23 protein-coding genes are annotated in these 20,202 nt (G+C 69.7%); 4 read left to right on the top strand and 19 right to left on the bottom strand.

Annotated features, from left to right (window positions below; all coding sequences use genetic code 11):
* The first annotated feature begins 84 nt into the window (after positions 1-84).
* Both AOK15_RS48860 and AOK15_RS25250 read left to right on the top strand, forming a co-directional pair.
* Positions 85-165: an FMN-binding protein gene (locus AOK15_RS48860; protein WP_240496387.1), complete on the top strand. Its 81-nt coding sequence runs from the start codon at positions 85-87 to the stop codon at positions 163-165.
* Between the two features lie 4 nt (positions 166-169).
* On the top strand, positions 170-964 hold the full coding sequence (locus AOK15_RS25250) for an FAD:protein FMN transferase (RefSeq protein WP_055520652.1): 795 nt from the start codon (positions 170-172) through the stop codon (positions 962-964).
* A 159-nt stretch (positions 965-1,123) separates the two neighbouring features.
* Here AOK15_RS25250 and AOK15_RS25255 read toward each other — a convergent pair whose 3' ends face one another.
* From AOK15_RS25255 to AOK15_RS25290, 8 genes are all read right to left on the bottom strand, one after another.
* Positions 1,124-1,660 carry an arginine repressor gene (locus AOK15_RS25255; RefSeq protein WP_055520653.1) on the bottom strand — a complete coding sequence of 179 codons (537 nt, stop codon included), beginning with the start codon at positions 1,658-1,660 and terminating at the stop codon, positions 1,124-1,126.
* Positions 1,661-1,679: 19 nt separating this feature from the next.
* Complete coding sequence (locus tag AOK15_RS25260; protein WP_055520654.1) at positions 1,680-2,876, bottom strand: acetylornithine transaminase; 1,197 nt, start codon at positions 2,874-2,876, stop codon at positions 1,680-1,682.
* Positions 2,873-3,784, bottom strand: coding sequence for an acetylglutamate kinase (argB, locus tag AOK15_RS25265; protein ID WP_055520655.1), 912 nt, complete (start codon positions 3,782-3,784; stop codon positions 2,873-2,875). The genes AOK15_RS25260 and argB overlap by 4 nt, the downstream gene beginning before the upstream one ends.
* The gene (argJ, locus tag AOK15_RS25270; RefSeq protein WP_055520656.1) at positions 3,781-4,932 is read right to left on the bottom strand and encodes a bifunctional glutamate N-acetyltransferase/amino-acid acetyltransferase ArgJ; all 1,152 of its coding nucleotides are present in this window, start codon (positions 4,930-4,932) and stop codon (positions 3,781-3,783) included. Before argJ ends, argB begins: the two co-directional genes overlap by 4 nt.
* The gene (argC, locus tag AOK15_RS25275; RefSeq protein WP_055520657.1) at positions 4,929-5,957 is read right to left on the bottom strand and encodes an N-acetyl-gamma-glutamyl-phosphate reductase; all 1,029 of its coding nucleotides are present in this window, start codon (positions 5,955-5,957) and stop codon (positions 4,929-4,931) included. Before argC ends, argJ begins: the two co-directional genes overlap by 4 nt.
* Positions 5,958-6,617: 660 nt before the next feature.
* Complete coding sequence (locus AOK15_RS48355) at positions 6,618-7,568, bottom strand: NADP-dependent oxidoreductase (RefSeq protein ID WP_055520658.1); 951 nt, start codon at positions 7,566-7,568, stop codon at positions 6,618-6,620.
* Positions 7,565-7,852 carry a DUF2218 domain-containing protein gene (locus tag AOK15_RS25285; RefSeq protein ID WP_055520659.1) on the bottom strand — a complete coding sequence of 96 codons (288 nt, stop codon included), beginning with the start codon at positions 7,850-7,852 and terminating at the stop codon, positions 7,565-7,567. Before AOK15_RS25285 ends, AOK15_RS48355 begins: the two co-directional genes overlap by 4 nt.
* Before the next feature lie 39 nt (positions 7,853-7,891).
* On the bottom strand, positions 7,892-8,563 hold the full coding sequence (locus tag AOK15_RS25290; protein ID WP_055520660.1) for a GTP cyclohydrolase II: 672 nt from the start codon (positions 8,561-8,563) through the stop codon (positions 7,892-7,894).
* Between the two features lie 154 nt (positions 8,564-8,717).
* On the opposite strand from AOK15_RS25290, the gene AOK15_RS25295 reads away from it, so the two are divergent.
* Positions 8,718-9,197, top strand: a complete 480-nt coding sequence (locus tag AOK15_RS25295; RefSeq protein ID WP_055520661.1) for a MarR family winged helix-turn-helix transcriptional regulator — start codon at positions 8,718-8,720, stop codon at positions 9,195-9,197.
* Positions 9,198-9,332: 135 nt separating this feature from the next.
* Complete coding sequence (locus AOK15_RS25300) at positions 9,333-9,683, top strand: DoxX family protein (protein ID WP_338059923.1); 351 nt, start codon at positions 9,333-9,335, stop codon at positions 9,681-9,683.
* Positions 9,684-10,253: 570 nt separating this feature from the next.
* Here the strand turns inward: AOK15_RS25300 and AOK15_RS25305 are convergent.
* From AOK15_RS25305 to AOK15_RS25355, 11 genes are all read right to left on the bottom strand, one after another.
* Positions 10,254-10,481, bottom strand: a complete 228-nt coding sequence (locus AOK15_RS25305) for a hypothetical protein (protein ID WP_055520663.1) — start codon at positions 10,479-10,481, stop codon at positions 10,254-10,256.
* 128 nt (positions 10,482-10,609) lie between these two features.
* A complete protein-coding gene (gene dmpG / locus AOK15_RS25310) occupies positions 10,610-11,635 on the bottom strand; it encodes a 4-hydroxy-2-oxovalerate aldolase (protein WP_055520664.1) in 1,026 nt (341 codons plus the stop codon).
* Complete coding sequence (locus AOK15_RS25315; RefSeq protein WP_055520665.1) at positions 11,632-12,573, bottom strand: acetaldehyde dehydrogenase (acetylating); 942 nt, start codon at positions 12,571-12,573, stop codon at positions 11,632-11,634. The genes dmpG and AOK15_RS25315 overlap by 4 nt, the downstream gene beginning before the upstream one ends.
* A complete protein-coding gene (locus tag AOK15_RS25320; RefSeq protein WP_079058692.1) occupies positions 12,570-13,373 on the bottom strand; it encodes a 2-keto-4-pentenoate hydratase in 804 nt (267 codons plus the stop codon). The genes AOK15_RS25315 and AOK15_RS25320 overlap by 4 nt, the downstream gene beginning before the upstream one ends.
* 464 nt (positions 13,374-13,837) lie before the next feature.
* On the bottom strand, positions 13,838-15,274 hold the full coding sequence (locus AOK15_RS25325; RefSeq protein ID WP_055520667.1) for an MFS transporter: 1,437 nt from the start codon (positions 15,272-15,274) through the stop codon (positions 13,838-13,840).
* Between the two features lie 74 nt (positions 15,275-15,348).
* Positions 15,349-16,137 carry a 3-(cis-5,6-dihydroxycyclohexa-1,3-dien-1-yl)propanoate dehydrogenase gene (gene hcaB, locus AOK15_RS25330; protein WP_055520668.1) on the bottom strand — a complete coding sequence of 263 codons (789 nt, stop codon included), beginning with the start codon at positions 16,135-16,137 and terminating at the stop codon, positions 15,349-15,351.
* Positions 16,124-16,495 carry a bifunctional 3-phenylpropionate/cinnamic acid dioxygenase ferredoxin subunit gene (locus AOK15_RS25335; protein ID WP_063799049.1) on the bottom strand — a complete coding sequence of 124 codons (372 nt, stop codon included), beginning with the start codon at positions 16,493-16,495 and terminating at the stop codon, positions 16,124-16,126. The genes hcaB and AOK15_RS25335 overlap by 14 nt, the downstream gene beginning before the upstream one ends.
* Positions 16,492-17,034, bottom strand: coding sequence for an aromatic-ring-hydroxylating dioxygenase subunit beta (locus tag AOK15_RS25340; RefSeq protein WP_055520669.1), 543 nt, complete (start codon positions 17,032-17,034; stop codon positions 16,492-16,494). The genes AOK15_RS25335 and AOK15_RS25340 overlap by 4 nt, the downstream gene beginning before the upstream one ends.
* Complete coding sequence (locus AOK15_RS25345) at positions 17,031-18,359, bottom strand: aromatic ring-hydroxylating dioxygenase subunit alpha (RefSeq protein ID WP_055520670.1); 1,329 nt, start codon at positions 18,357-18,359, stop codon at positions 17,031-17,033. Before AOK15_RS25345 ends, AOK15_RS25340 begins: the two co-directional genes overlap by 4 nt.
* A gap of 18 nt (positions 18,360-18,377) precedes the next feature.
* On the bottom strand, positions 18,378-19,280 hold the full coding sequence (locus AOK15_RS25350; RefSeq protein WP_055520671.1) for a VOC family protein: 903 nt from the start codon (positions 19,278-19,280) through the stop codon (positions 18,378-18,380).
* 15 nt (positions 19,281-19,295) lie between these two features.
* Positions 19,296-20,144 carry an alpha/beta fold hydrolase gene (locus tag AOK15_RS25355; protein ID WP_055520672.1) on the bottom strand — a complete coding sequence of 283 codons (849 nt, stop codon included), beginning with the start codon at positions 20,142-20,144 and terminating at the stop codon, positions 19,296-19,298.
* Between the last annotated feature and the right edge of the window lie 58 nt (positions 20,145-20,202).

The following is a 20,202-nucleotide window of genomic DNA, read 5'->3' on the forward strand; positions in this document are numbered from 1 at the left end:
CCCAGCGGCGGCCGCTCCACCCAGATCAGCGGCACCGCCATCCCCAAGCTCAACCAGAACGCCGTAGCGGCAGGGAGCGCCGACATCGATGCTGTCTCAGGTGCCACCTACACCAGCGAGGGGTACAAGAAGTCCGTGCAGTCCGCACTCGACCAGGCAGGCTGATCAAGTGGCCGAACCCGCCGGGGCCGCCGCGCCCGCCCAGCTGCGGCACGCCGAGGAGGTCATGGGCACCGTCTTCTCCTTCGACGTCCGGGGAGGCGAGCCGGCGGCGATCAGGGCCGCGCTCGACGAGGCGGTGGCCGGGCTGCACAGCGTGAACGAGGTGTTCAGCACCTACCGTGAGCAGAGCCAGATCTCCCGGCTGGCACGGGCCGAGACCACCATCGAGGAGTGCGACCCGGAGGTCGCCGAGGTGCTCGGACTGTGCGCCGAGGCGGAGCGGGTGAGCAACGGCTGGTTCAGCGCGACCTACGAGGGCCGCTTCGACCCGACCGGCCTGGTGAAGGGGTGGGCGACCGAGCGGGCCGCCCTGCGTCTGGTCGAGGCGGGCGCGGTCGGGGTGAGCGTCAACGGCGGCGGCGACGTCCAGCTGTGCGGTGTGCCCGGCCCCGACCGGCCCTGGCGGGTGGGTGTGGCCGATCCGCTGCGGCCGGGCGGGCTGGCCGCGGTCGTCACCGCGGCGGGCGCGGACCGGTTGGCCGTCGCCACCTCGGGCACGGCCGAACGGGGCGCCCATATCGTCGACCCGCGCACCGGGAAGTCCGCGGTCACCGACCTGGTGTCGGTGACGGTGGTCGCTCCCCGGCTGACCTGGGCGGACTGCTGGGCCACAGCCGCGTTCGCGATGGGGTCGCGGGAAGGTCTGGCCTGGCTGGAGTCGCTGCCGGACGTGGAGGCCCTGCTGATCACGGCGGGCGACGAGGTGCGGTGCACGGGAGGGCTGGCCTCCCGCCTGGGGTGACCCCGGGCCGACCTCAGGTGACCGGGCCCGCCTCAGGTGAGGGGGCCCGGCGGGAGTGACCGGGCCCGGCGGGGTGACCGCGGCCGGGCTGGCCGGGTCGGTCGGCGGTGACGGCACCCGCCCGCGCGTCTACCGTCCCGCCGTCACCGTCAGTGGCCGTCAGTGGCCGTTCTGGGCCAGCCGCAGCAGGTGGTCCGCGAGCGCCTGCCCGCCCACGGGGTCACGGCTGATCAGCATCAGCGTGTCATCGCCGGCGATCGTGCCGAGCACATCGTGCAGTTCCGCCTGGTCGATGGCCGAGGCCAGGAACTGGGCCGCGCCCGGCGGCGTACGGAGCACCACCAGGTTCGCGGACGCCTCCGCGGAGATCAGCAGCTCCGCCGAGAGCCGCCGCATCCGCTCCTCCTTCGCCGACTCACCGAGCGGCGCCCGGGGCGTACGGAAACCGCCCTCGCTCGGCACCGCGTAGATGAGGTCGCCGTCGGTGTTGCGGATCTTCACCGCGTTCAGCTCGTCCAGGTCCCGGGAGAGCGTCGCCTGGGTGACGCTCAGCCCGTCGTCGGACAGCAGCTTCGCCAACTGGCTCTGCGAGCGCACCGGTTGCCGGTTGAGGATGTCCACGATCCGCCGGTGGCGTGCCGTACGGGTCTGCGGCACCGCGGGCCCCGTCTGGTCGTGCTCCTGCGCCTGGCTCATCGTCGTCCCATTCCCCGGATCATCCGTCCCCCTTGGCCACGTCCAGGACACCGGGCAGCGCCCTGAGGAAGGCGTCCACCTCGGCGTCACCGATGTTCAGCGCCGGCATGAGCCGTACGACATCGGGGGCGGGCGCGTTCACCAGGAGACCGGCGTCCTGAGCCGCCTGCTGCGCCTGGGGCGCGAGCGGCTCGGTGAGCACGATACCCAGCAGGAGGCCCGCGCCACGGACATGGGCGATCAACGGGTGTCCGAAGGACTCGATTCCCTCCCGCAGCCGCTCGCTCTGCCGCTTCACGTTCTCCAGCAGGCCCTCGGCCCGGATGGTCTCCAGGACGGCGAGCCCGGCGGCGCACGCGACGGGGTTCCCGCCGAAGGTGGTGCCGTGGTGACCGGGCTGCAGGAACTCCGCGGCCCGGCCGAAGGCGACGGTCGCGCCGAGCGGGAGTCCGCCGCCGAGGCCCTTGGCGAGGGTGACGACGTCCGGCAGGACGCCCTCATGGGCCTGGTACTCGAACCAGTGCCCGGTCCGGCCGACGCCGGTCTGCACCTCGTCGAGGACCAGCAGGGACCCCGTGGCCGCGGTGATCGCGCGGGCCGCCTTCAGATAGCCGGGCGGCGGGACGACGACGCCGTTCTCCCCCTGGATCGGCTCGATGATGACGAGCGCCGTCTCCTCGGTGACCGCGGCGGCCAGGGCCTTGGCGTCGCCGTAGGGGACGTGGGTGACGTCGCCGGGCAGCGGGTGGAAGCCGGTCTGCTTGCCGGGCTGGCCGGTCAGGGCGAGGGCGCCCATGGTCCGGCCGTGGAAGCCGCCCGTGGTGGCGACCATGTGGGTGCGGCCGGTCAGCCGGCCGATCTTGAAGGCGCCCTCGTTGGCCTCGGCGCCGGAGTTGCAGAAGAAGACCTTGCCGTCCCGGCCGAAGGCCTCCAGGAGCCGTTCGGCGAGCGCGACGGGCGGCTCGGCGACGAACAGGTTGGAGACATGGCCGAGGGAGGCGATCTGCTTGCTGACGGCCTCGACGACCGCCGGGTGGGCGTGGCCGAGGGCGTTGACCGCGATACCGCCGACGAAGTCGAGGTACGCCTTGCCGTCGGCGTCCCACAGGGTGCTGCCCTCACCGCGGACGAGGGGCAGTCTCGGGGTGCCGTAGTTGTTCATGAGCGAGCCCTGCCACCGCTGGGTCAGCTCTGCGTTGCTCGCGGTCCCGGTCATTCGGCGTCCCCCTCGGTCACGGCGTCGGGAACGACCATCGTGCCGATGCCCTCGTCGGTGAAGATCTCCAGCAGGATCGAGTGCTGGACACGGCCGTCGATGACGCGGGCGGTGTTCACTCCGCCCCGCACGGCGTGCAGACAGCCCTCCATCTTCGGCACCATGCCGGAGGACAGCTCCGGCAGGAGCTTCTCCAGCTGGGAAGCGGTGAGGCGGCTGATCACCTCGTCGCTGTTCGGCCAGTCCTCGTAGAGGCCCTCGACATCGGTGAGGACCATGAGGGTCTCGGCGCCCAGAGCAGCAGCGAGTGCCGCAGCCGCCGTATCAGCATTGACGTTGTAGACATGTCCGTCGTCCTCGCTCCGGGCGATCGACGAGACGACCGGGATGCGGCCGTCGGCGAGCAGCGCCTCGATCGCGCCCGTGTCGATGTCGGTGATCTCGCCCACCCGTCCGATGTCGACGCGTTCGCCGTCGATCTCCGGCTGGTGCTTGATGGCGGTGATGGTGTGCGCGTCCTCGCCGGTCAGACCGACGGCGAGCGGTCCGTGCTGGTTGAGCAGGCCGACCAGTTCGCGCTGCACCTGCCCGGCGAGCACCATGCGTACGACGTCCATGGCGTCCTCGGTGGTGACGCGCAGTCCGGCCTTGAACTCGCTGACGATGCCGTGCTTGTCGAGGGCGGCGCTGATCTGCGGGCCGCCGCCGTGCACGACGACGACGTTCAGGCCGGCGTGCCGCAGGAAGACGACGTCCTGGGCGAAGGCGGCCTTCAGCTCCTCGTCGATCATGGCGTTGCCGCCGAACTTGATGACGACCGTCTTGCCGTTGTGCCGGGTCAGCCAGGGCAGCGCCTCGATGAGGATCTGCGCCTTGGGGAGGGCGGTGTGTTTCCGCGTGGTGCTCATGAGGCGTAGGCGCTGTTCTCGTGGACGTAGTCGGCGGTGAGGTCGTTGGTCCAGATGGTGGCGGTCTCGGACCCGGCGGCGAGATCGGCGACGATGTGGACCTCGCGGTAGCGCATGTCGACCTTGTCGCGGTCCTCTCCGACGCCGCCGTTCTTGCAGACCCAGACGCCGTTGATGGCGACGTTCAGCCGGTCCGGCTCGAACGCGGCCTTGGTGGTGCCGATCGCGGACAGCACGCGGCCCCAGTTGGGGTCCTCGCCGTGGAGGGCGCACTTGAGGAGGTTGTTGCGGGCGATGGAGCGGCCCACCTCGACGGCGTCGTCCTCGGTCGCGGCGTTGATCACCTCGATCTTGACGTCCTTGCTGGCGCCCTCGGCGTCCCGGACGAGCTGCTGCCCGAGGTCGTCGCAGACGGTGCGTACGGCCTCCGCGAACTCGGCGTACTCGGGGGTGAGCCCGGAGGCGCCGGAGGCGAGCAGCAGCACGGTGTCGTTGGTGGACATGCAGCCGTCGGAGTCGACCCGGTCGAAGGTGACCCTGGTGGCCGCGCGGAGGGCCCTGTCGAGGGTCTCGGCGTCGACGTCGGCGTCGGTGGTGAGGACGACGAGCATGGTGGCGAGGCCGGGTGCGAGCATGCCCGCACCCTTGGCCATGCCGCCGACGGTCCAGCCCTCGCCCCGCGCGACGGACGTCTTGTGCACGGTGTCGGTGGTCTTGATGGCGATGGCGGCCTTCTCGCCGCCGTGCTCGGACAGCTGGGCGGCGGCCGTGTCGACACCGGGGAGCAGCTTGTCCATGGGGAGCAGGACACCGATGAGGCCGGTGGAGGCGACGGCGACCTCGGCGGCGTTCACACCGAGGACGTCGGCCACCTTCTCGGCGGTCGCGTGCGTGTCCTGGAAGCCCTTGGGGCCCGTACAGGCGTTGGCGCCGCCGGAGTTGAGGACGACGGCCGAGATCCGGCCGCTCTTGAGGACCTGCTCGGACCAGAGCACCGGCGCGGCCTTGACCCGGTTGGAGGTGAAGACGCCCGCGGCGGCGAGGCGGGGCCCGTTGTTGACCACAAGGGCCAGGTCCGGGTTGCCGTTCTCCTTGATCCCGGCGGCGATCCCGGCCGCCGTGAATCCCTGTGCTGCCGTCACGCTCACGGCGCAACTCCGATCGTCGTCAGCCCGGTGGACTCGGGGAGCCCGAGGGCGATGTTCATGCTCTGGACGGCACCGCCGGCGGTGCCCTTGGTGAGGTTGTCGATGGCGCTGATCGCGATGATGCGGCCCGCCGCCTCGTCGAACGCGACCTGCACCGATACGGCGTTGGAACCGTGGACGGACGCCGTTGCGGGCCACTGCCCCTCCGGGAGGAGGTGGACGAAGGGCTCGTCGGCGTAGGCCTTCTCGTACGCGGCGCGCACGGACTCGGCGGTGACGCCCGGCCTGGCCTTGGCGCTGCACGTGGCGAGGATGCCGCGGGACATCGGCGCGAGGGTCGGGGTGAAGGACACGGAGACCTGCTCGCCGGCGACCCCGCCGAGGTTCTGGATCATCTCGGGGGTGTGCCGGTGGCCGCCGCCGACGCCGTACGGGCTCATCGAGCCCATGACCTCGCTGCCGAGCAGGTGCGTCTTGGGGGCCTTGCCCGCCCCGGACGTCCCGGACGCGGCGACGATCACGGCCTCGTTCTCGGCGATGCCCGCCGCGTACGCGGGGAAGAGGGCCAGGGTGGCGGCCGTGGGGTAGCAACCGGGCACCGCGATGCGCTTGGACCCCTCCAGCGCGGCGCGGGCGCCCGGCAGTTCGGGGAGGCCGTAGGGCCAGGTGCCGGCGTGCGCGGAGCCGTAGAACTTCTCCCAGTCGGCGGCGTCCTTCAGCCGGAAGTCGGCGCCCATGTCGACGACGAGCACGTCCGGGCCGAGCTGCTCGGCCACGGCGGCGGACTGCCCGTGCGGCAGCGCGAGGAACACGACGTCGTGCCCGGCGAGGACCTCGGCCGTGGTCTCCTGAAGGACCCGGTCGGCCAGCGGCAGCAGGTGCGGCTGGAGGGCACCGAGGCGCTGGCCCGCGTTCGAGTTGCCGGTCAGGGCGCCGATCTCGACCTCGGGGTGCGCGAGGAGCAGGCGCAGCACTTCGCCGCCCGCATAACCGCTCGCTCCCGCCACCGCTGCACGTACCGCCATGGAAAACCCTCCTCCTGGATGGCATGACTATACGTTTCGCTGCACGTTTATGCAATCAGTGGTCGCGGGGGCGGTCGTTCGTCGCGGGGGCGGTCGTTCGCGTCTGCGACGGAGCATTTTGCTTGGCACAGGGAGAACGCTGGTTGGCAGATCAGGTGAGTGTGACCGGGCAGGAACCGGCACCCGGGTTCGCGCACTGACTGCTGGTCCACCGCTCCGCTGAGAAGAAGCGGCTGGTCGGCGGCCGGATCGGCCCGAAGCCGTGACGCCAGTCCCTCAGGCCCGCTGCCCCCGCGGTTCACCCCCGCCCGGGCAGCCCAGGCACTCCTGCCCGGCATCCGGCTCACCGTCCCGGCCCTGGCCGCACTCCTCGCGAGCCGGCCGTGGACGCCGGTCAACAGCTCACGGGCCTCCACGAGACCACGGCCTCAACGGACCGCGCCGCAGGGCGGTGCCGTCCGCCGTTACGGCTGGGCGTGCGGACACGTCGTGCCGTGTGACCGGTCGTGGTGTCGCGATGGATGGAGCCGTTGGGCCATCGTTGTCGGCCCTCGCTCGCGTCGGTCGGCCCATCTGTCACGGGGACTAAAGGGTCTGCCGGTCGACAGCCCCGCGCATCCCGACGGGCCGTGCCGGCCAGCGCCGGTGTCATCCTGCCGGTCAGGGCAGGATGACCGTCTTGCCGCGGGAGTGGCCGGAGCGGGCGCGGGCCACGGCGGCGGGGGCGTCGGCCAGGGGGATCTCGCTGTCGACGGTGATGCGGAGCTTTCCGGCGGCGGCGAGGCCGGCGAGTGCCTCCAGTTCGGCCCGGCTGGTGTTGCTGGAGAGGTTGACGCCGTGGATCTCGCGGGCCGCCAGCGCCTCGACGTCGGCGGCGTGGTTGGTGCTGATCAGTCTGCCGCCGGGCTTGAGCAGGGCCGCGAGGGCGGCTGTGCCGTCGTCGCCCGGGTGGCTGATGAGGTCGAGGACGGCGTCGATGCCCTCGGGGTGGGCGGCGAGTACCTGCTCGGCGACCGGCGCGGCGGTGAAGTCGAGGGTCTCGTGGGCGCCGAGGTCGCGCAGACGGGCGGCGACGTCGGGGGCGGCGGTGGCCAGCACCCGGGCTCCCTGGTGGGCGGCGAACTGGATGGCGGACTGACCGACGCCTCCGGAGGCGCCGTTGACGAGGACGACCTGCCCGGTGTCGAGGCGGGCGGCCTCGATGGCCTGGTAGGCGGTGGCGCTCGCGGTGGGCAGGGCGGCGGCGACGGTGAACGGCAGGTCGTCCGGTATGCGGGCGATCTTGCCGTCCTCGGAGACCAGGGCGTACTCGGCGTAGGAGCCGCGTCCGCGGGCCACGTTCATGAACTGGCCGTAGACGGTGTCGCCCAGCCGGAACAGGTTCACCCCGGCTCCGACGCGCTCGACTACGCCGGCGCCGTCGGAGCCCATGACCAGCGGGAAGTCGTGCTCGACCGCGCCCTTGAGGGCTCCGTCGGCGACCTTCCAGTCGAAGGGGTTGAGCGCGGCGGCACGCAGGCGGACCAGCACCTCGCGCGGCCCCGGTTCCGGAACGGGCAGATCGGTGAGGAGCGGCTCGGCTCCGAAGTCGGTGATGACGACGGCCTTCATGACTGCTCCCAGACGACCGTGAGTTCGTTGCGGCGGCCGAAGCGCTCGAGGTGGCTGCCCACCACGTTCTCGATGGCGGTGAGGGTGGACGCGTCGGGTGCGGTCACGCGGATGAGCAGGTGGTCGCCGGCGGGCTCGAGCAGGACGTCGGTCTGCTGGAAGGTGAGGCGGTGCCCGCCGTCGCTGGTCTCCTCGGTGGGAATCTTGCCGCCGAAGTGGGAGGCGAGTTGCTTGGCGTAGCGCGGGGCGGCGTCGGTGGCAACGCGGCCGAGGGATGTGGGCATGACGGAACTCCGGGGTGAGAGAGAGGGGTGGGGTCGGGGTCAGCCGGCCAGGGTGGCGAAGGCGGCCGTCTCGGGCAGCCGGATCGTGTGGTGGGTGTGTTCGGCCTTGGCGTGCAGGTAGCGGATGTTGCTGTCGGTGGCGAAGACGCCGGTGGGCTCCACGAAGCGCACCCGGACTCCGAGGTCACGCAACTGGCGTGCTTTGTCGGGGTTGTTGGTGAGCAGGTCCAACTCGGCGAGGCCGAGCGCGGCGAGCATCTGCGCGGCGGCGCTGTAGTCGCGGCCGTCCTCGGGCAGACCGAGGGCGGTGTTGGCCTCGTACGTGTCCAGGCCCGCGTCCTGCAGGGCGTAGGCGTCCAGCTTGTTGTAGAGGCCGATGCCGCGGCCCTCCTGGCGCAGGTAGAGCAGCACTCCGCCGGTGGCCGCGATGCGCTCGACCGCCTCGCGCAGTTGCGGACCGCAGTCGCAGCGCGCCGAGCCGAACACGTCGCCCGTCAGGCACTCGGAGTGCATCCGCACCAACGGAGCCGCGGCAGCCGTGGGGTCGCCCAGGATCAGCGCGACGTGCTCCTTGCCGTCGGCCAGTCCGTGGAAGGTGACCGCCTCGGCGGTGACCTCGTAGCCGTCGGCGAAACGCAGCGGGATGGTCACCCGGGAGCGCACCGAGGCGTCGGCGAGCAGGGTGTGGGCGGCGGAAGGTGTGGTGTCCATGGCTGCTCCTGGGGAATGATGCGAAGCGAGTGCAAGTTCAAATTTGAAGCGACATCCTGGACCATACCCCGCGTGATTCAAATTTGAAACAGAGGACCCGGTATGACCTCGGTCACACCGATTCGAATTTGAACTGGCGAGGTAGCGTAGGTGCATGACGGAGCCCGGATTGTTGAACGAGCATGAGGCGCGAGCCTGGTACGCCTTCGTGGGTGCCGCGGTGTCGCTGGACCGGCGACTGGATCAGCAGCTCAAGGAGGATTCGGGGATCACCCACCTGCAGTACGTGGTCCTCGTCCGCCTCGACTCCGCCCCGGACCGCGAGATGCGCATGGGCGCGCTCGCCGAGACGCTCCACACCACCAAGAGCGGACTGTCGTACCAGATCGCCCAGTTGGAGAAGGCCGGTCTGGTGCGGCGGCGCGGGTGCTCCGGTGATCCGCGTGCGGTCTACGCGGTCCTCACCGACGACGGCCGGCGCATGCTGGAGCAGGCGGCCCCGGGGCACATCGCAGCCGTGCGGGAGTTCTTCCTCGAAGCCTTCACTCCGGAACAGCTCGCCGTTCTGGCCGACGGCCTGAACGAGGTCGCCCGCCGCGCACGGGGCGAGGCAGCCCCCTCTGTGACGCGCTAGCCCGGGTGTCCGGCCGAGGCGGCCAGGAGTTGGTAGTTCAAATCTGAACACTGTGCTACCTTGCGCATGTTCAAATTTGAACGCCCTTCTCCCTGCCTCTCACCGGAGTGCTCTGTGAATGTTTTCTTGTGGATTGTGCAGTCCCTGCTCGCCGCCGCATTCCTGGCCGTGGGCGCGATGAAGATCTTCACCGACAAGAAGAAGCTCGCCTCCACCTTCGGCTGGGTCGAGCAGTTCTCCGACCCGGCCGTGAAGGCGATCGGCGCCCTGGACGCGCTGGTCGGCCTCGGGCTGATCCTGCCGGGCGCCACCGACATCGCTCCGGTGCTGGTCCCGTGGGCGGCACTCGGCGGGATCGCGCTCGCCGGCGGCGGTTCCGTGGTCCATCTGCGCCGCTCCGAGACCCCCCTGGCCGCCGTGAACCTGATCTACATAGCCCTGCTCGCGCTGGTCGCCTGGGGTCGCTTCGGCCCGTACGCGTTCTGATCCGCGCCGCCGACGCCGGGGGCAGGGCCGCCGCCTGTTGTCCCCGGCCAGGCGTTGATCTGCCGGTCCCTCAGGATCCGGCAGGCTTCGGTCATGACGGCCGGCGGAGGCAGCAGCCGCCCATCGGCCAGGGCCAGCCGGGCTTGATCGTCGCGGGTGTCCTCGATCCGCAGCGCAACGTGTTCCGGCTTCATACGCGCGCTCGGAACCGGGTCTTCTCATAGTCGATGCACGCACGCTACGGCCGCTTCAGAGACGTCCTTCACACGGATCGCCCCACTCCAACGGGGCCGGTACTGTCTGCCGGTTCACTCCTGCCAACTGGCCATTTCTCCATGCGCTCGTTGAGCGAGGTGAGGCATGGCTGAAGGGCCTCTTGGCAACTCCCGGTTGTCGAATCCGGCGAGAAGCGAGAGGCCCTGGTGCTGCGTTGCGCCGATGGTGGCAGACGGGTCCAGCCGGTCCCACTGGGTGTGTCTGTCTCGCCAAGAGGCGCCAGTGCGTCGGCGGGAGCGGGCATGCCGAGCGGCTCGCTGTATAGCCGTCCGGTGTGGCTCCACGACGTCGTGGTCAGCGCGACGTCTTGATCGACAGCTCAGGCTGGAGCACGAGGACTCCGGTGGATCGCAGGGCCTGAACATAGTCGAGCAGTTCGATCGCACTGATCGCTACCCAAGCAACCAGCGACACTGCGGCGCGGAACCGCTCGGCCGGCCCGAATGGATCAGTTTCCCTGAGCCGTTCAATGTCGTGGTTGACGAGACGGTACCGCGCCCACCTTGAGGCGTCTTGATTCATCCGACGTGAAATGCCTTGAGCGCAGGTGACTCCGTCCCGCTCCGATTCTGGCACCCACGGTCGATCACCCCGCGAGGAATGGGGTTCTGCAACACCCGCAACTACATGGCGTGGACCGATACCTCTGGTCAGGCGCCCCGCCTGGACCGGGCCGCGAGCAGGTCGAGTGCTATGTCCACGATCATGTCCTCCTGGCCTCCGACCAGGCCGCGCCGGCCCACCTCCAGCAACAGCTCGCGGGCATCCACGCCGTAGCGCTGGGCGGCGATCTCGGCGTGGCGCAAGAAGGAAGAGTAGACGCCGCCGTAGCCGAGGGTGAGGGTCTCGCGGTCGACCTGGACGGGGCGGTCGCGCAGGGGACGTACCAGGTCGTCGGCGGCGTCCTGGAGCGCGAACAGGTCGCAGCCGTGCTTCCAGTCCTGGAGGTTGGCCACCGCGATGAAGGCTTCGATGGGGCAGTTGCCGGCGCCGGCACCCTGTCCGGCGAGGGAGGCGTCGACCCGGGTGACGCCCTCCTCGACGGCGATGACGCTGTTGGCCACCGACAGCGAGAGGTTCTCGTGCGCGTGGATGCCGATCTCGGTGGTCTCGTCGAGCACGTCCCGATAGGCGCGGACCCGCTCGCGCACCCCGTCCAGAGTGAGGCGGCCACCTGAGTCGGTGACGTATACGCAGTGCGCGCCGTAGGACTCCATCAGCTTGGCCTGTGCGGCGAGTTCGGTCGCCGGGGCCATGTGGCTCATCATCAGGAAACCGGAGACGTCCATGCCGAGCTCGCGGGCCTTGGCGATGTGCTGCGCGGAGATGTCGGCCTCGGTGCAGTGGGTGGCGATGCGGACCGAGCGCACGCCGAGGGCGTGGGCGCGCTCCAGTTCGGCAATGGTGCCGATACCGGGCAGAAGGAGTGTGGTGAGGACCGCGTTGTCGATCGCGTCGGCAGCGGCCTCGATCCACTCCCAGTCGGTGTGGCTGCCCGGGCCGTAGTTCAGCGAGCCGCCCGCCAGACCGTCGCCGTGGGCGACCTCGATGGCGTCGACGCCGGCCGCGTCGAGGGCGGCGGCGATACGGCCGACGTCGGCGGGGTCGATGCGGTGCCGGATGGCGTGCATGCCGTCCCGCAGGGTGACGTCCTGGATGTAGATCTTGCGGTTCATCGGTTGGCCTCCGCGAAGGACTCGGCGACGCGCAGGGCGGCCGACGTCATGATGTCGAGATTCCCGGCGTAGGCCGGGAGGTAGTGGGCGGCGCCCTCGACCTCGAGGAAGACCGACACCCGGGTGGTGACCGGACCGGCTCCCTGCGGGACGAGCGTGTGCACCGGCTCGGCAACGTCCACCGGAGTGAACTGCACCTCCTGCTTCAGACGGTAGCCGGGCACGTACTGGGCGACCTGTTCGGCCATCTCCTTGACGGAGGTGCGGATGGCGTCCTGGTCGGCGTCGCCGATGAGGCAGAACACCGTGTCCCGCATGATCAGCGGTGGTTCGGCCGGGTTGAGGACAATGACCGCTTTGCCGCGCGCCGCGCCGCCGACGGACTCGATCGCGTGCGCCGTGGTCTCGGTGAACTCGTCGATGTTGGCGCGTGTGCCCGGGCCGGCCGACTTGGAGGCGATGGACGCCACGATCTCCGCGTAGTGCACGTCGGTGACCGCGGAGACGGCCGCGACCATGGGAATGGTGGCCTGTCCACCGCAGGTGACCATGTTGACGTTGTCCACACCCGCGTCGAGCTGGGCGCCCAGATTGACCGGAGGCACCACGAACGGGCCGATCGCGGCGGGCGTGAGGTCGATGAGCTTCTTGCCGTACGGCCCGAGCTTGTGGGCGTTGGCGATGTGCGCCTTGGCCGATGTCGCGTCGAAGATCACCTCGATGTCGTCGAAGTGCTCCATGGCGATCAGGCCGTCGACGCCCTCGTGGGTCGTGGGCACCTTGAACCGGGCGGCACGGGCAAGGCCGTCGGAGGCCGGGTCGATACCGACCATGGCGGCGACCTCCAGCGTGTCCGACAGGCGCAGGATCTTGATCATCAGGTCGGTGCCTATGTTGCCCGAGCCGATGATGGCGACCTTGGTCTTACGGGGTGTCATACGTCCCTCTTCTCGGAGAATGCGGCGGTGACCTCGCCGAGCGAGCTGATCTCGGCCCGGATGCGCGTGCCAGGAGGCGCCGGGACCATCGGGCCCAGGGCGCCGGAGAGGACGACCTGCCCAGCGCGCAGCGGCTCGCCGAACTCCCGCGCGGTGCGGGCCAGCCAGGCCAGAGCGTTGAGCGGGTCGCCCAGGCAGGCGGTGCCTGAGCCCTCGGAGACGAGGACGTCGTCGGCGTACATCCGCATGGTGGTCTCCCGCGGCTCGAACTCGTCGAGCGTGAGCCGGCGTTCGGCGAGGACGTACAGGCCGCTGGAGGCGTTGTCGGCGACCGTGTCGGCGAGGGTGATGTCCCAGTCGGCGATGCGGCTGTCGACGATCTCCAGCGCGGCGACGGCGTAGTCGACCGCGTCCCGCACCTGCGCCGGGTCCAGGTCGCCGTCGGCCAGGTCCTCCCTGAGGACCAAGGCGATCTCCGCCTCCGCCTTGGCCTGCAGCAGCCGCGCGGAGGGCACCTCCGGCTCGGCGGAGACGTCCATGTCGGCGAACAGCACACCGAAGTCCGGTTGGTCGACCCCCAGTTGGCGTTGCACGGCGGGCGAGGTCAGGCCGATCTTCCGGCCGACCATCACGGCTCCGCGGCGCAGCCTGCGCCGGGTCAGTTCCTGCTGTACCGCGTAGGCGGCACCGATGTCCTGGGCGCCGAGCAGATCGCGGACCGGGGCGACAGCGCGGCCTCGTTCCATGGCGCCGGTCAGTCGCGCGGCGGCCTGCGCGATCACTTTCGAGTCCACTGCCATGCCGGTTTCACAGTCCTTTCGCGGTAGTTGTGGCGACCCCGGCGATCCGCGCCGGGGGCGCCTCATAGAAACGGGAGGTCATCTCGTACGGTCCCGAAGTCGCGGCCGCGGAGGCACAGGCGGGGATCCAGGTGAGGACCTCGTGGGGGAGCTACTTCGCGGACGTCGCGGAGTACTGGCCCCGACAGCGAGTCAGTGGCGTTCCGGGAAATGGCGAGAGCAGCAAGCACAAGAGCACGTTCACCCCTGACCTGCCTTCCGTCCTAGCGGGTGTTCCACTGACCAGTACGCGCGTCGCGACGGTGACCTCGCGGCCCGCTCCACGGAGGTGCGGTGGGTGCTGAGCAGCACGGGATCGCGCGGCCCCGCGGGGTGTTGCCCCTTCACCGCCGAGCCGTCGTGCGGAACGCGTTCCGCGAAGCCGGCCCCCCTCAAGGTGCCGGACGGCGAGGCCGTCCAGGGCCTTACGGCGTGCGGGCCGACGGCAGTGGCCTTGCCGTATTGCCGTTGTAGGCGAACCTGTGGGCCACGGCGATCAGGCCCGCGAGCCAGGAACTGCCTGCGATGAAGAAGAAGCACAGGACGTAGTCGTGCAGAGTCGCCGCGCTTCCACCCAGAACGGCCCCGACCGCCGCGCCGGCGATCGCTCCTCCCGCCGTGCGCACCAGGGAGTTGATCCCGCTGGCGATTCCGCTCTGGGCCTGGGGAACATGCTCGACGGCCAGGACGCCGAGGGCCGCTTGGGAGATCCCGAGGCCGAGCCCCTGGAGGGCCCCCTGCCCGAGGAAGTCGTAGCCATGGGTGTTCGACAGCGCGAGCCAGAGGAAGGAACATCCGGAGATCACCGCGCCCACGGCGATGGTGAACGCCTGGCCGATCCGGCGTGCGAGACGACTCGCCAGGCCCGCGGCCGACAGCGTCGTCACCATCATCGGCAGCGAGTACAGGCCGACGTCCAGGACGGAGCCTCCCAGGCCGTATCCGGCGCTTCGAGGCGTCTGCACCAGGTTGGCGACCAAGGTGAAGGAGGCGTACATCGAAAAGCCCAGCAGAAGCGACAGGGCGTTGGCTGACAGGGAGCGGTGACCGACGAGCAGGGACAGCCTCACCAGCGGCTGGGCGACTCTCAGTTCGGTCAGTGTCCACGCTCCGCCCAGGAGGACAGCGGCGCCGAACAGGGTGAGTATCCGGCCGGATGTCCATCCCCAGGTGTTGCCCTTGCTGATGGCCAGGAGCAGGCAGATGAGGGTCAGGGCGAGGAGGGCGGCACCCGGGTAGTCCGGCTTGCCGCCATGCCGGGCACCGCCGGACGGCACCCATCGGGCGATGAGCGTCAGGGCGGTCACGCTGAGGATGATCGCCACCCAGAACACGGGGCGGAAACCGTCCGTCACTGCGGCGACCAGTCCTGTGATGATCATTCCGAGGGTGCCGCCGACTCCCATGGTGGCGCTGACGACACCGATACCGTTCATGACACGGTCGGGTGGCAGCACCTCCCGGATCAGGCCGATGGCCAGCGGGAACAGTGCCACGCTGACTCCTTGGAGCGCCCGTCCGGCGATGAGGACGCCCAGTGAGGGGGCGAACGCGCACACGACCGAGCCCGTGAGGAGCAGACTGAGAGTCAGCTGGATCAAGGGTCTCTTCCCATACATGTCGCCCAGGCGCGACAGCAGGGGGGTGGCGACCGCTCCGGTCAGGAGCGGTGCGGTGAACACCCAGGAGACGGCCGTCAACGAGGTGTCGAAGTGGCGGGCGAGGTCGGGCAGCAGCGGGGTCACGGTCGTCTGGTGGACGGCCACCATCGACCCCGCCACCGCGAGAGCGGCAAGGATCAGGCGGGAGGAGCGCCGGTCGACGGTCGAGTCCGCCGCCTGTGGGGAGGAAGTACTGGTCAACTGTGTTCCCGGGGATGGCCCGGCCAAGGGCATACGGAGCCCGCCCGGGCGGCCCGGGCGGGCGAGGTGAACGCCTACTGCCGGCGGGGCGGGGTGCCGAAGGTGCTGATGTCGATCACCGTGCCGGTGAAGGTCCGGGCCTCCTCGGAGGCCAGCAGAACGTACGGGCCGGTGCAGTCGGCGGGTTCCGGCGCTGTGCGCAGGGCCGAGTGCTCGCGGAGGATGGTGTCGATGGGGAGTTCCTCCGTGATCGACGTGTCGGCCAGCCCCAGAGCTCCGGGCCCTCGCAGATCGGTGGCCAGCCCGCCGGGGGCGACGGCGTTGACACGGACCTCCGGGGCCAGCTCGTAGGCGAGCTGGCGGACCAGTCCGAGAGCGGCATGCTTGCTGGCCGTGTAGAGCGGCCCGCCGCCAGCGGGGAAGAACGCCGCGTTGGAGAGGGTCAGGATGAGGGTGCCGTTCGACTTCCGCAACGACTCGGCCGCCGCTTTGGCACCGAGCAGGTAGCCCTTGACGTTGACGGCGAACAGTTCGTCGAAGGCGTCGGCGAGGACGTGGGCGGGTGTGTCGATCAGCGACCTGCCGAAGTCCCAGATGCCTGCGTTGCCGATGAAGGCGTCCAGTCCGCCGAACTCGCGTTCGGCGATGGCGCAGGCTCCGCTGTTGTCCTCGAACGACCGCACGTCACCGGCGATGGTGCGTACCGCGTCGCCCAGCTCTCTGGAGAGCTCCTCCAGCCGCACCTTCGTGCGGTCGAGGACGACGACCCGCGCCCCCTCCGCCACGAAGCGCTCGACGATCGCACGGCCGAGCCCGGAGGCACCGCCGGTGACTACCGCTGAAGTGCCGTCAAGCCGCCCCATGGTGCGCTCCTTCCCTGTGCTCTTCTTCCCGGTGCTCTTCACGCTCGCGATCGATACGGACGTAGATGTCGGTGCCCTCGACCTTGATCTCGTGGGTGGCCAGCGGCCGGGTCGCCGGCTGTGCCAGGACGGCGCCGGTGCGCAGACAGAACTTGGCCTGGTGGAGGGGGCACTCCACGGTGCAGTCCTCGACCCAGGAGTCGGCCAGCGAGTAGTCCTCGTGGGTGCAGGTGTCGTCGAGGCAGAAGAACTCGTCCCCGGAACGGAACACCGAGACCGGGGGCACGGTGTCCAGGCGGAAGGCTTCTCCGTCGTCGATGTCGTCGATACCGCAGGCGCGGATCCAGGATGTACTCATAGGAAGACGCTGATGCTCGGGGCGGGCAGGGTCGTGGTGTCCAGGATGATCTTGCGGCGGGCGATCCGGAATCCCAGCGGGGTGTCGGCCGGACGCAGGAGGTCGGTGCGCTCGCCGGAGAAGCTGTCCTGGTGGAGCTCCAGGCGGCTGCGCAGCACGTGGAAGTTGACCCGCACCTCGAACTCGCCGGAGTCCAGTTCCGTCGCGCGGACGTTGGTCAGCAGCCGTCGGGTCCGCGACGGCGGCTCCTCCGACCAGGCCTGGCCGGAGGTGAGACGGCGTACCCGGCCCGCGAGGAACGCCTTGTCGTCGTCGAAGAATGCCGCGCCGTCGGGCCCGGCGATCTCGATGTCACGTTCGCGGACGGTGCGCGTCACACGGGTCGGCAACCAGTAGTGGACGTCGTCGGTGAACAACTCCAGCCACTCGGTGAACCGGTGGTCGTCCAGGAGAGCGGCCTCGGCGTAGAGGAACTGTTCGATCCGGTGCTGGGTCTCCACGCCGACGAGCGCGGGGACGGGGATTGTCTCCGTCGTCATGACTGCTTCGCCTCCTCCTGCTCACGCCGCCGCTTGTCCAGTTCGGCGATCTCCTGCCAGGACAGGCCGGACATCAGGTCGGCCCAGCGCTGGTACATGCCGCGGCCGGCCATCTCGGTGAACATGTCACCGGCCGTCCGGCCTGGCATGCCGTCCAGGTCGCGCTGCTCGTGACCGAGTCCCATCTGCGCGTTGAAGGTGGTCTGCCGCGCGATGTGGCCGCGCAGGACCTGCTGGACCTCGGTCCAGTTCTCTCCGTCGTCGGTCTCGAACACTCCGGCCGGCGAGAAGGTGCGGACGGTGTTGAGGCGTGACGCCCGCTTGGCCTCTTCGGGAGCGTTCTTGGGCAGGTAGGCCCAGGACCACACCTCGATACGGCCCGGTCCGCGCGGGTGCCACACCCGCATCGTGTTGTTGGTCGCCAGCCAGGAGAAGTTGGGGAACACGGTGTTGTGCCCGTACACCGCCAGGGCGCGCTGCTCGCCGAGGCGGCGGTAGATCTCCTCCCGGCGCTCGATGAGAAAGGCGTCGAAGTCCGGGCCGGCCGGGTCGGGCACGAGGTCGGGACGGAGACCGAACCCCGAACCGTGGCCGTTCCCGCTGAACTGACGGCCCGGGGCTGCCAGGGCCCCCGCCGCCAGCGCCCGGATCTCGGGGTCGTCGAACAGCGCGACGAACCCCGAGGAATGGGAGATCGGAACGTGGTACATGTCGCTGGCGAACTGTTCGGCGGCGAACTTCCAGTTGGCGTCGATGACCCACTTGGTCGCGCCCGGGACGAGTTCGAGACCGTCGTCGTAGCGGTCGGCCATGGCGTCGAAGTACCACGCCATGTCGCCCAGGTACTCCTCGAAGGAGGGGGCTTCGTCATCCCAGGTGCCGAAGTAGAAGCCCTTGTAGTTGTGGATGCGCGGCACCTGCCGCGGTCCCCACTGGGACTTGTCGATCTCGTTGTGGTAAGCGCGGTCTTCCATCGGCACGTTGACCAGCTCACCGGCGATGTTGTACGCCCAGCCGTGATAGCTGCAGGTGAATGCCTTGGCCACACCCTCGTCGGCACGGCAGATGCGCATGCCCCGGTGCCGGCACTGGTTGAGGAACGCCTTGACCGAGCCGTCCCGCTGACGGACCACCAGGACCGGGTCCTCGGCCATGTAGGTCTGCAGGAAGCTGCCCTTCTTGGGCAACTGGCTGTCGTGGGCCAGGAAGAGCCAGCTCCGGGCGAAGACGTTCGCCAGCTCGGCCTGGTAGATCTCGGGATCGGTGTAGATGCTTGGGTCGATGAGCCCCTTGTCGGGCTGGACCAGGTCGGCGATGTCGAACATGTCCCGCTCCTTTCGTTCTCAGGCGCCGGGAGCCGGAGAGGCCGCCAGGAAGTGATGGCCCCAGATGCTCGCGGCGTCGTAGTGGCCGACCGTCCACGCGTCGTCGTCGATGACGCGGCCGTTGAAGCCGTACTCGATGTCGAAACCGGAGGGCGTCACGACGTAGAAGGAGGTCATCCGGTCGTTGGTGTGCTCGCCGATCGACATCCGCATCGGGATGCCCTGCTTCTGCACGAGGTCCATGGTCCGTCCGACGTCCTCCAGGCTCGTCACCTCCAGCATCAGGTGACCGATGCCGGGCGGGACTCCGGGGATGGCACCGAACGCCATCGAGTGGTGCCGGGGATTGCAGTGCAGGAACTGGGCCGCCTGAGGCCCGAGGTCGATCGTGTCGCTGAGCCGGAACCCGAGAGCGTCCTGGTAGAACTTCGCGGTCTTTGCCGGGTCGGCGACGAACATGAAGGTATGACCGACGCCGAAGTCGCCCTGGCCCATGTCGCCGGCGACGAAGGTGAGGCCGCGCGGAGAGACGAATCGCTCCTTGGCCTGAGTCGCGCCGTAATAGGCCTCGACCGTGTTCCCGGCGACGTCGGCGAAGCTGATCAGCTTCCGGACGCCGCGGCGGGCGGCGAGCTTCTCGTCCTCCCGGAAGTCGACGCCGAGCGAACGCAGATTCCCGGCCAGAACGTCCAGATCCCTGGGAGACCTGACCTCCATACCGAGCGCGACCACCGATTTCGGGCCGGCCGGCTCCCCGGCCTCCACGGCGATACGCCATGCCCTCTCGTCATTCTTGAACAGCAAGGTGTCCGGGTCGTCCGAAGCGGCGAGCTGGAGGCCCAGCACGTCGGTTCCGAACGTCCTCCATGCCTCGAGCGGACCGCGGAAGACGATGTAGCCCAGAGCGCTGACGAAACTCATGTGCATGACTCCACTTCAGATCTGACCCGCGAGGAAGGCGCGGGTGACGTTGTTGAACTTGTCCGCCTGCTCGATCTGCGCCCAGTGACCGCAGTGCGGCATCAGATAGAGCCGCGAGTTCGGGACGCGCCGGGCGAACCACTCACTGCTCTCGGGCCTGACGATGACGTCCTCCCTGCCGTGGACGAACAGAACCTCGTTCGGGATGCGCTTGAGCGCGACGTCCGGGAGGACGAGGGGGCTGGCGGGCCCATGGGCGAAGGTCTGCAGGTGGGAACGCCGCACCTCGGGCCGTGTCGCCATGGCGACACGCTCCTCCGCGATGGCGGCGAGCCGGTCCCCGAACAGGGTGGGGTCGTAAAGCATGTAGGAGATCAGCTCGGCCATGGCCCGAGGGGTGGGGTCGTCGTAGAAGGTGATCAGACGCCACATCGCCGGACTGGGAGCCCCCATGTTCCCGGCACCGGCCGTCCCCATGGTGATGGCCTTGCCGAAGCGCTCAGGGGCGCGGGTCAGCAGGTTCAGCGCGAGCGAACCGCCCATCGAGTTGCCCACCAGGTGGACCTTGTCGAGCCCGAGTTCGTCGATCAGGGCCAGGCAGGTCTCGGCGTTCTGCCGCAGCCTGGCGCCGGGCGGCGTGTTCTCCGGGTGGCTGGAGTCGCCCCAGCCGACCTGGTCGATCACCAGACAGTCGTAGTCCTCGGCGAAGGCCTCGATGGTGCCGCCGAAGTTGGACAGGCCGGTCGCCCCGGGGCCTGATCCATGCAGGAAGAGGATGGCTTCGCGGTTTCCCTCGCCTGCGCGGTTGAGTCGCACGCTGTATTCGCCGGCTTTGACGTCCGAGGTCGTGATCGAGACGCTCACAGCGCCTCCTTTCGGTGGAATGGTGTGTGGAGTGTCGGCCGGATCCGTGCTCCGGTCG

The sequence above is a fragment of the Streptomyces ossamyceticus genome (assembly GCF_001418475.1).
GTDB lineage: Bacteria > Actinomycetota > Actinomycetes > Streptomycetales > Streptomycetaceae > Streptomyces > Streptomyces ossamyceticus.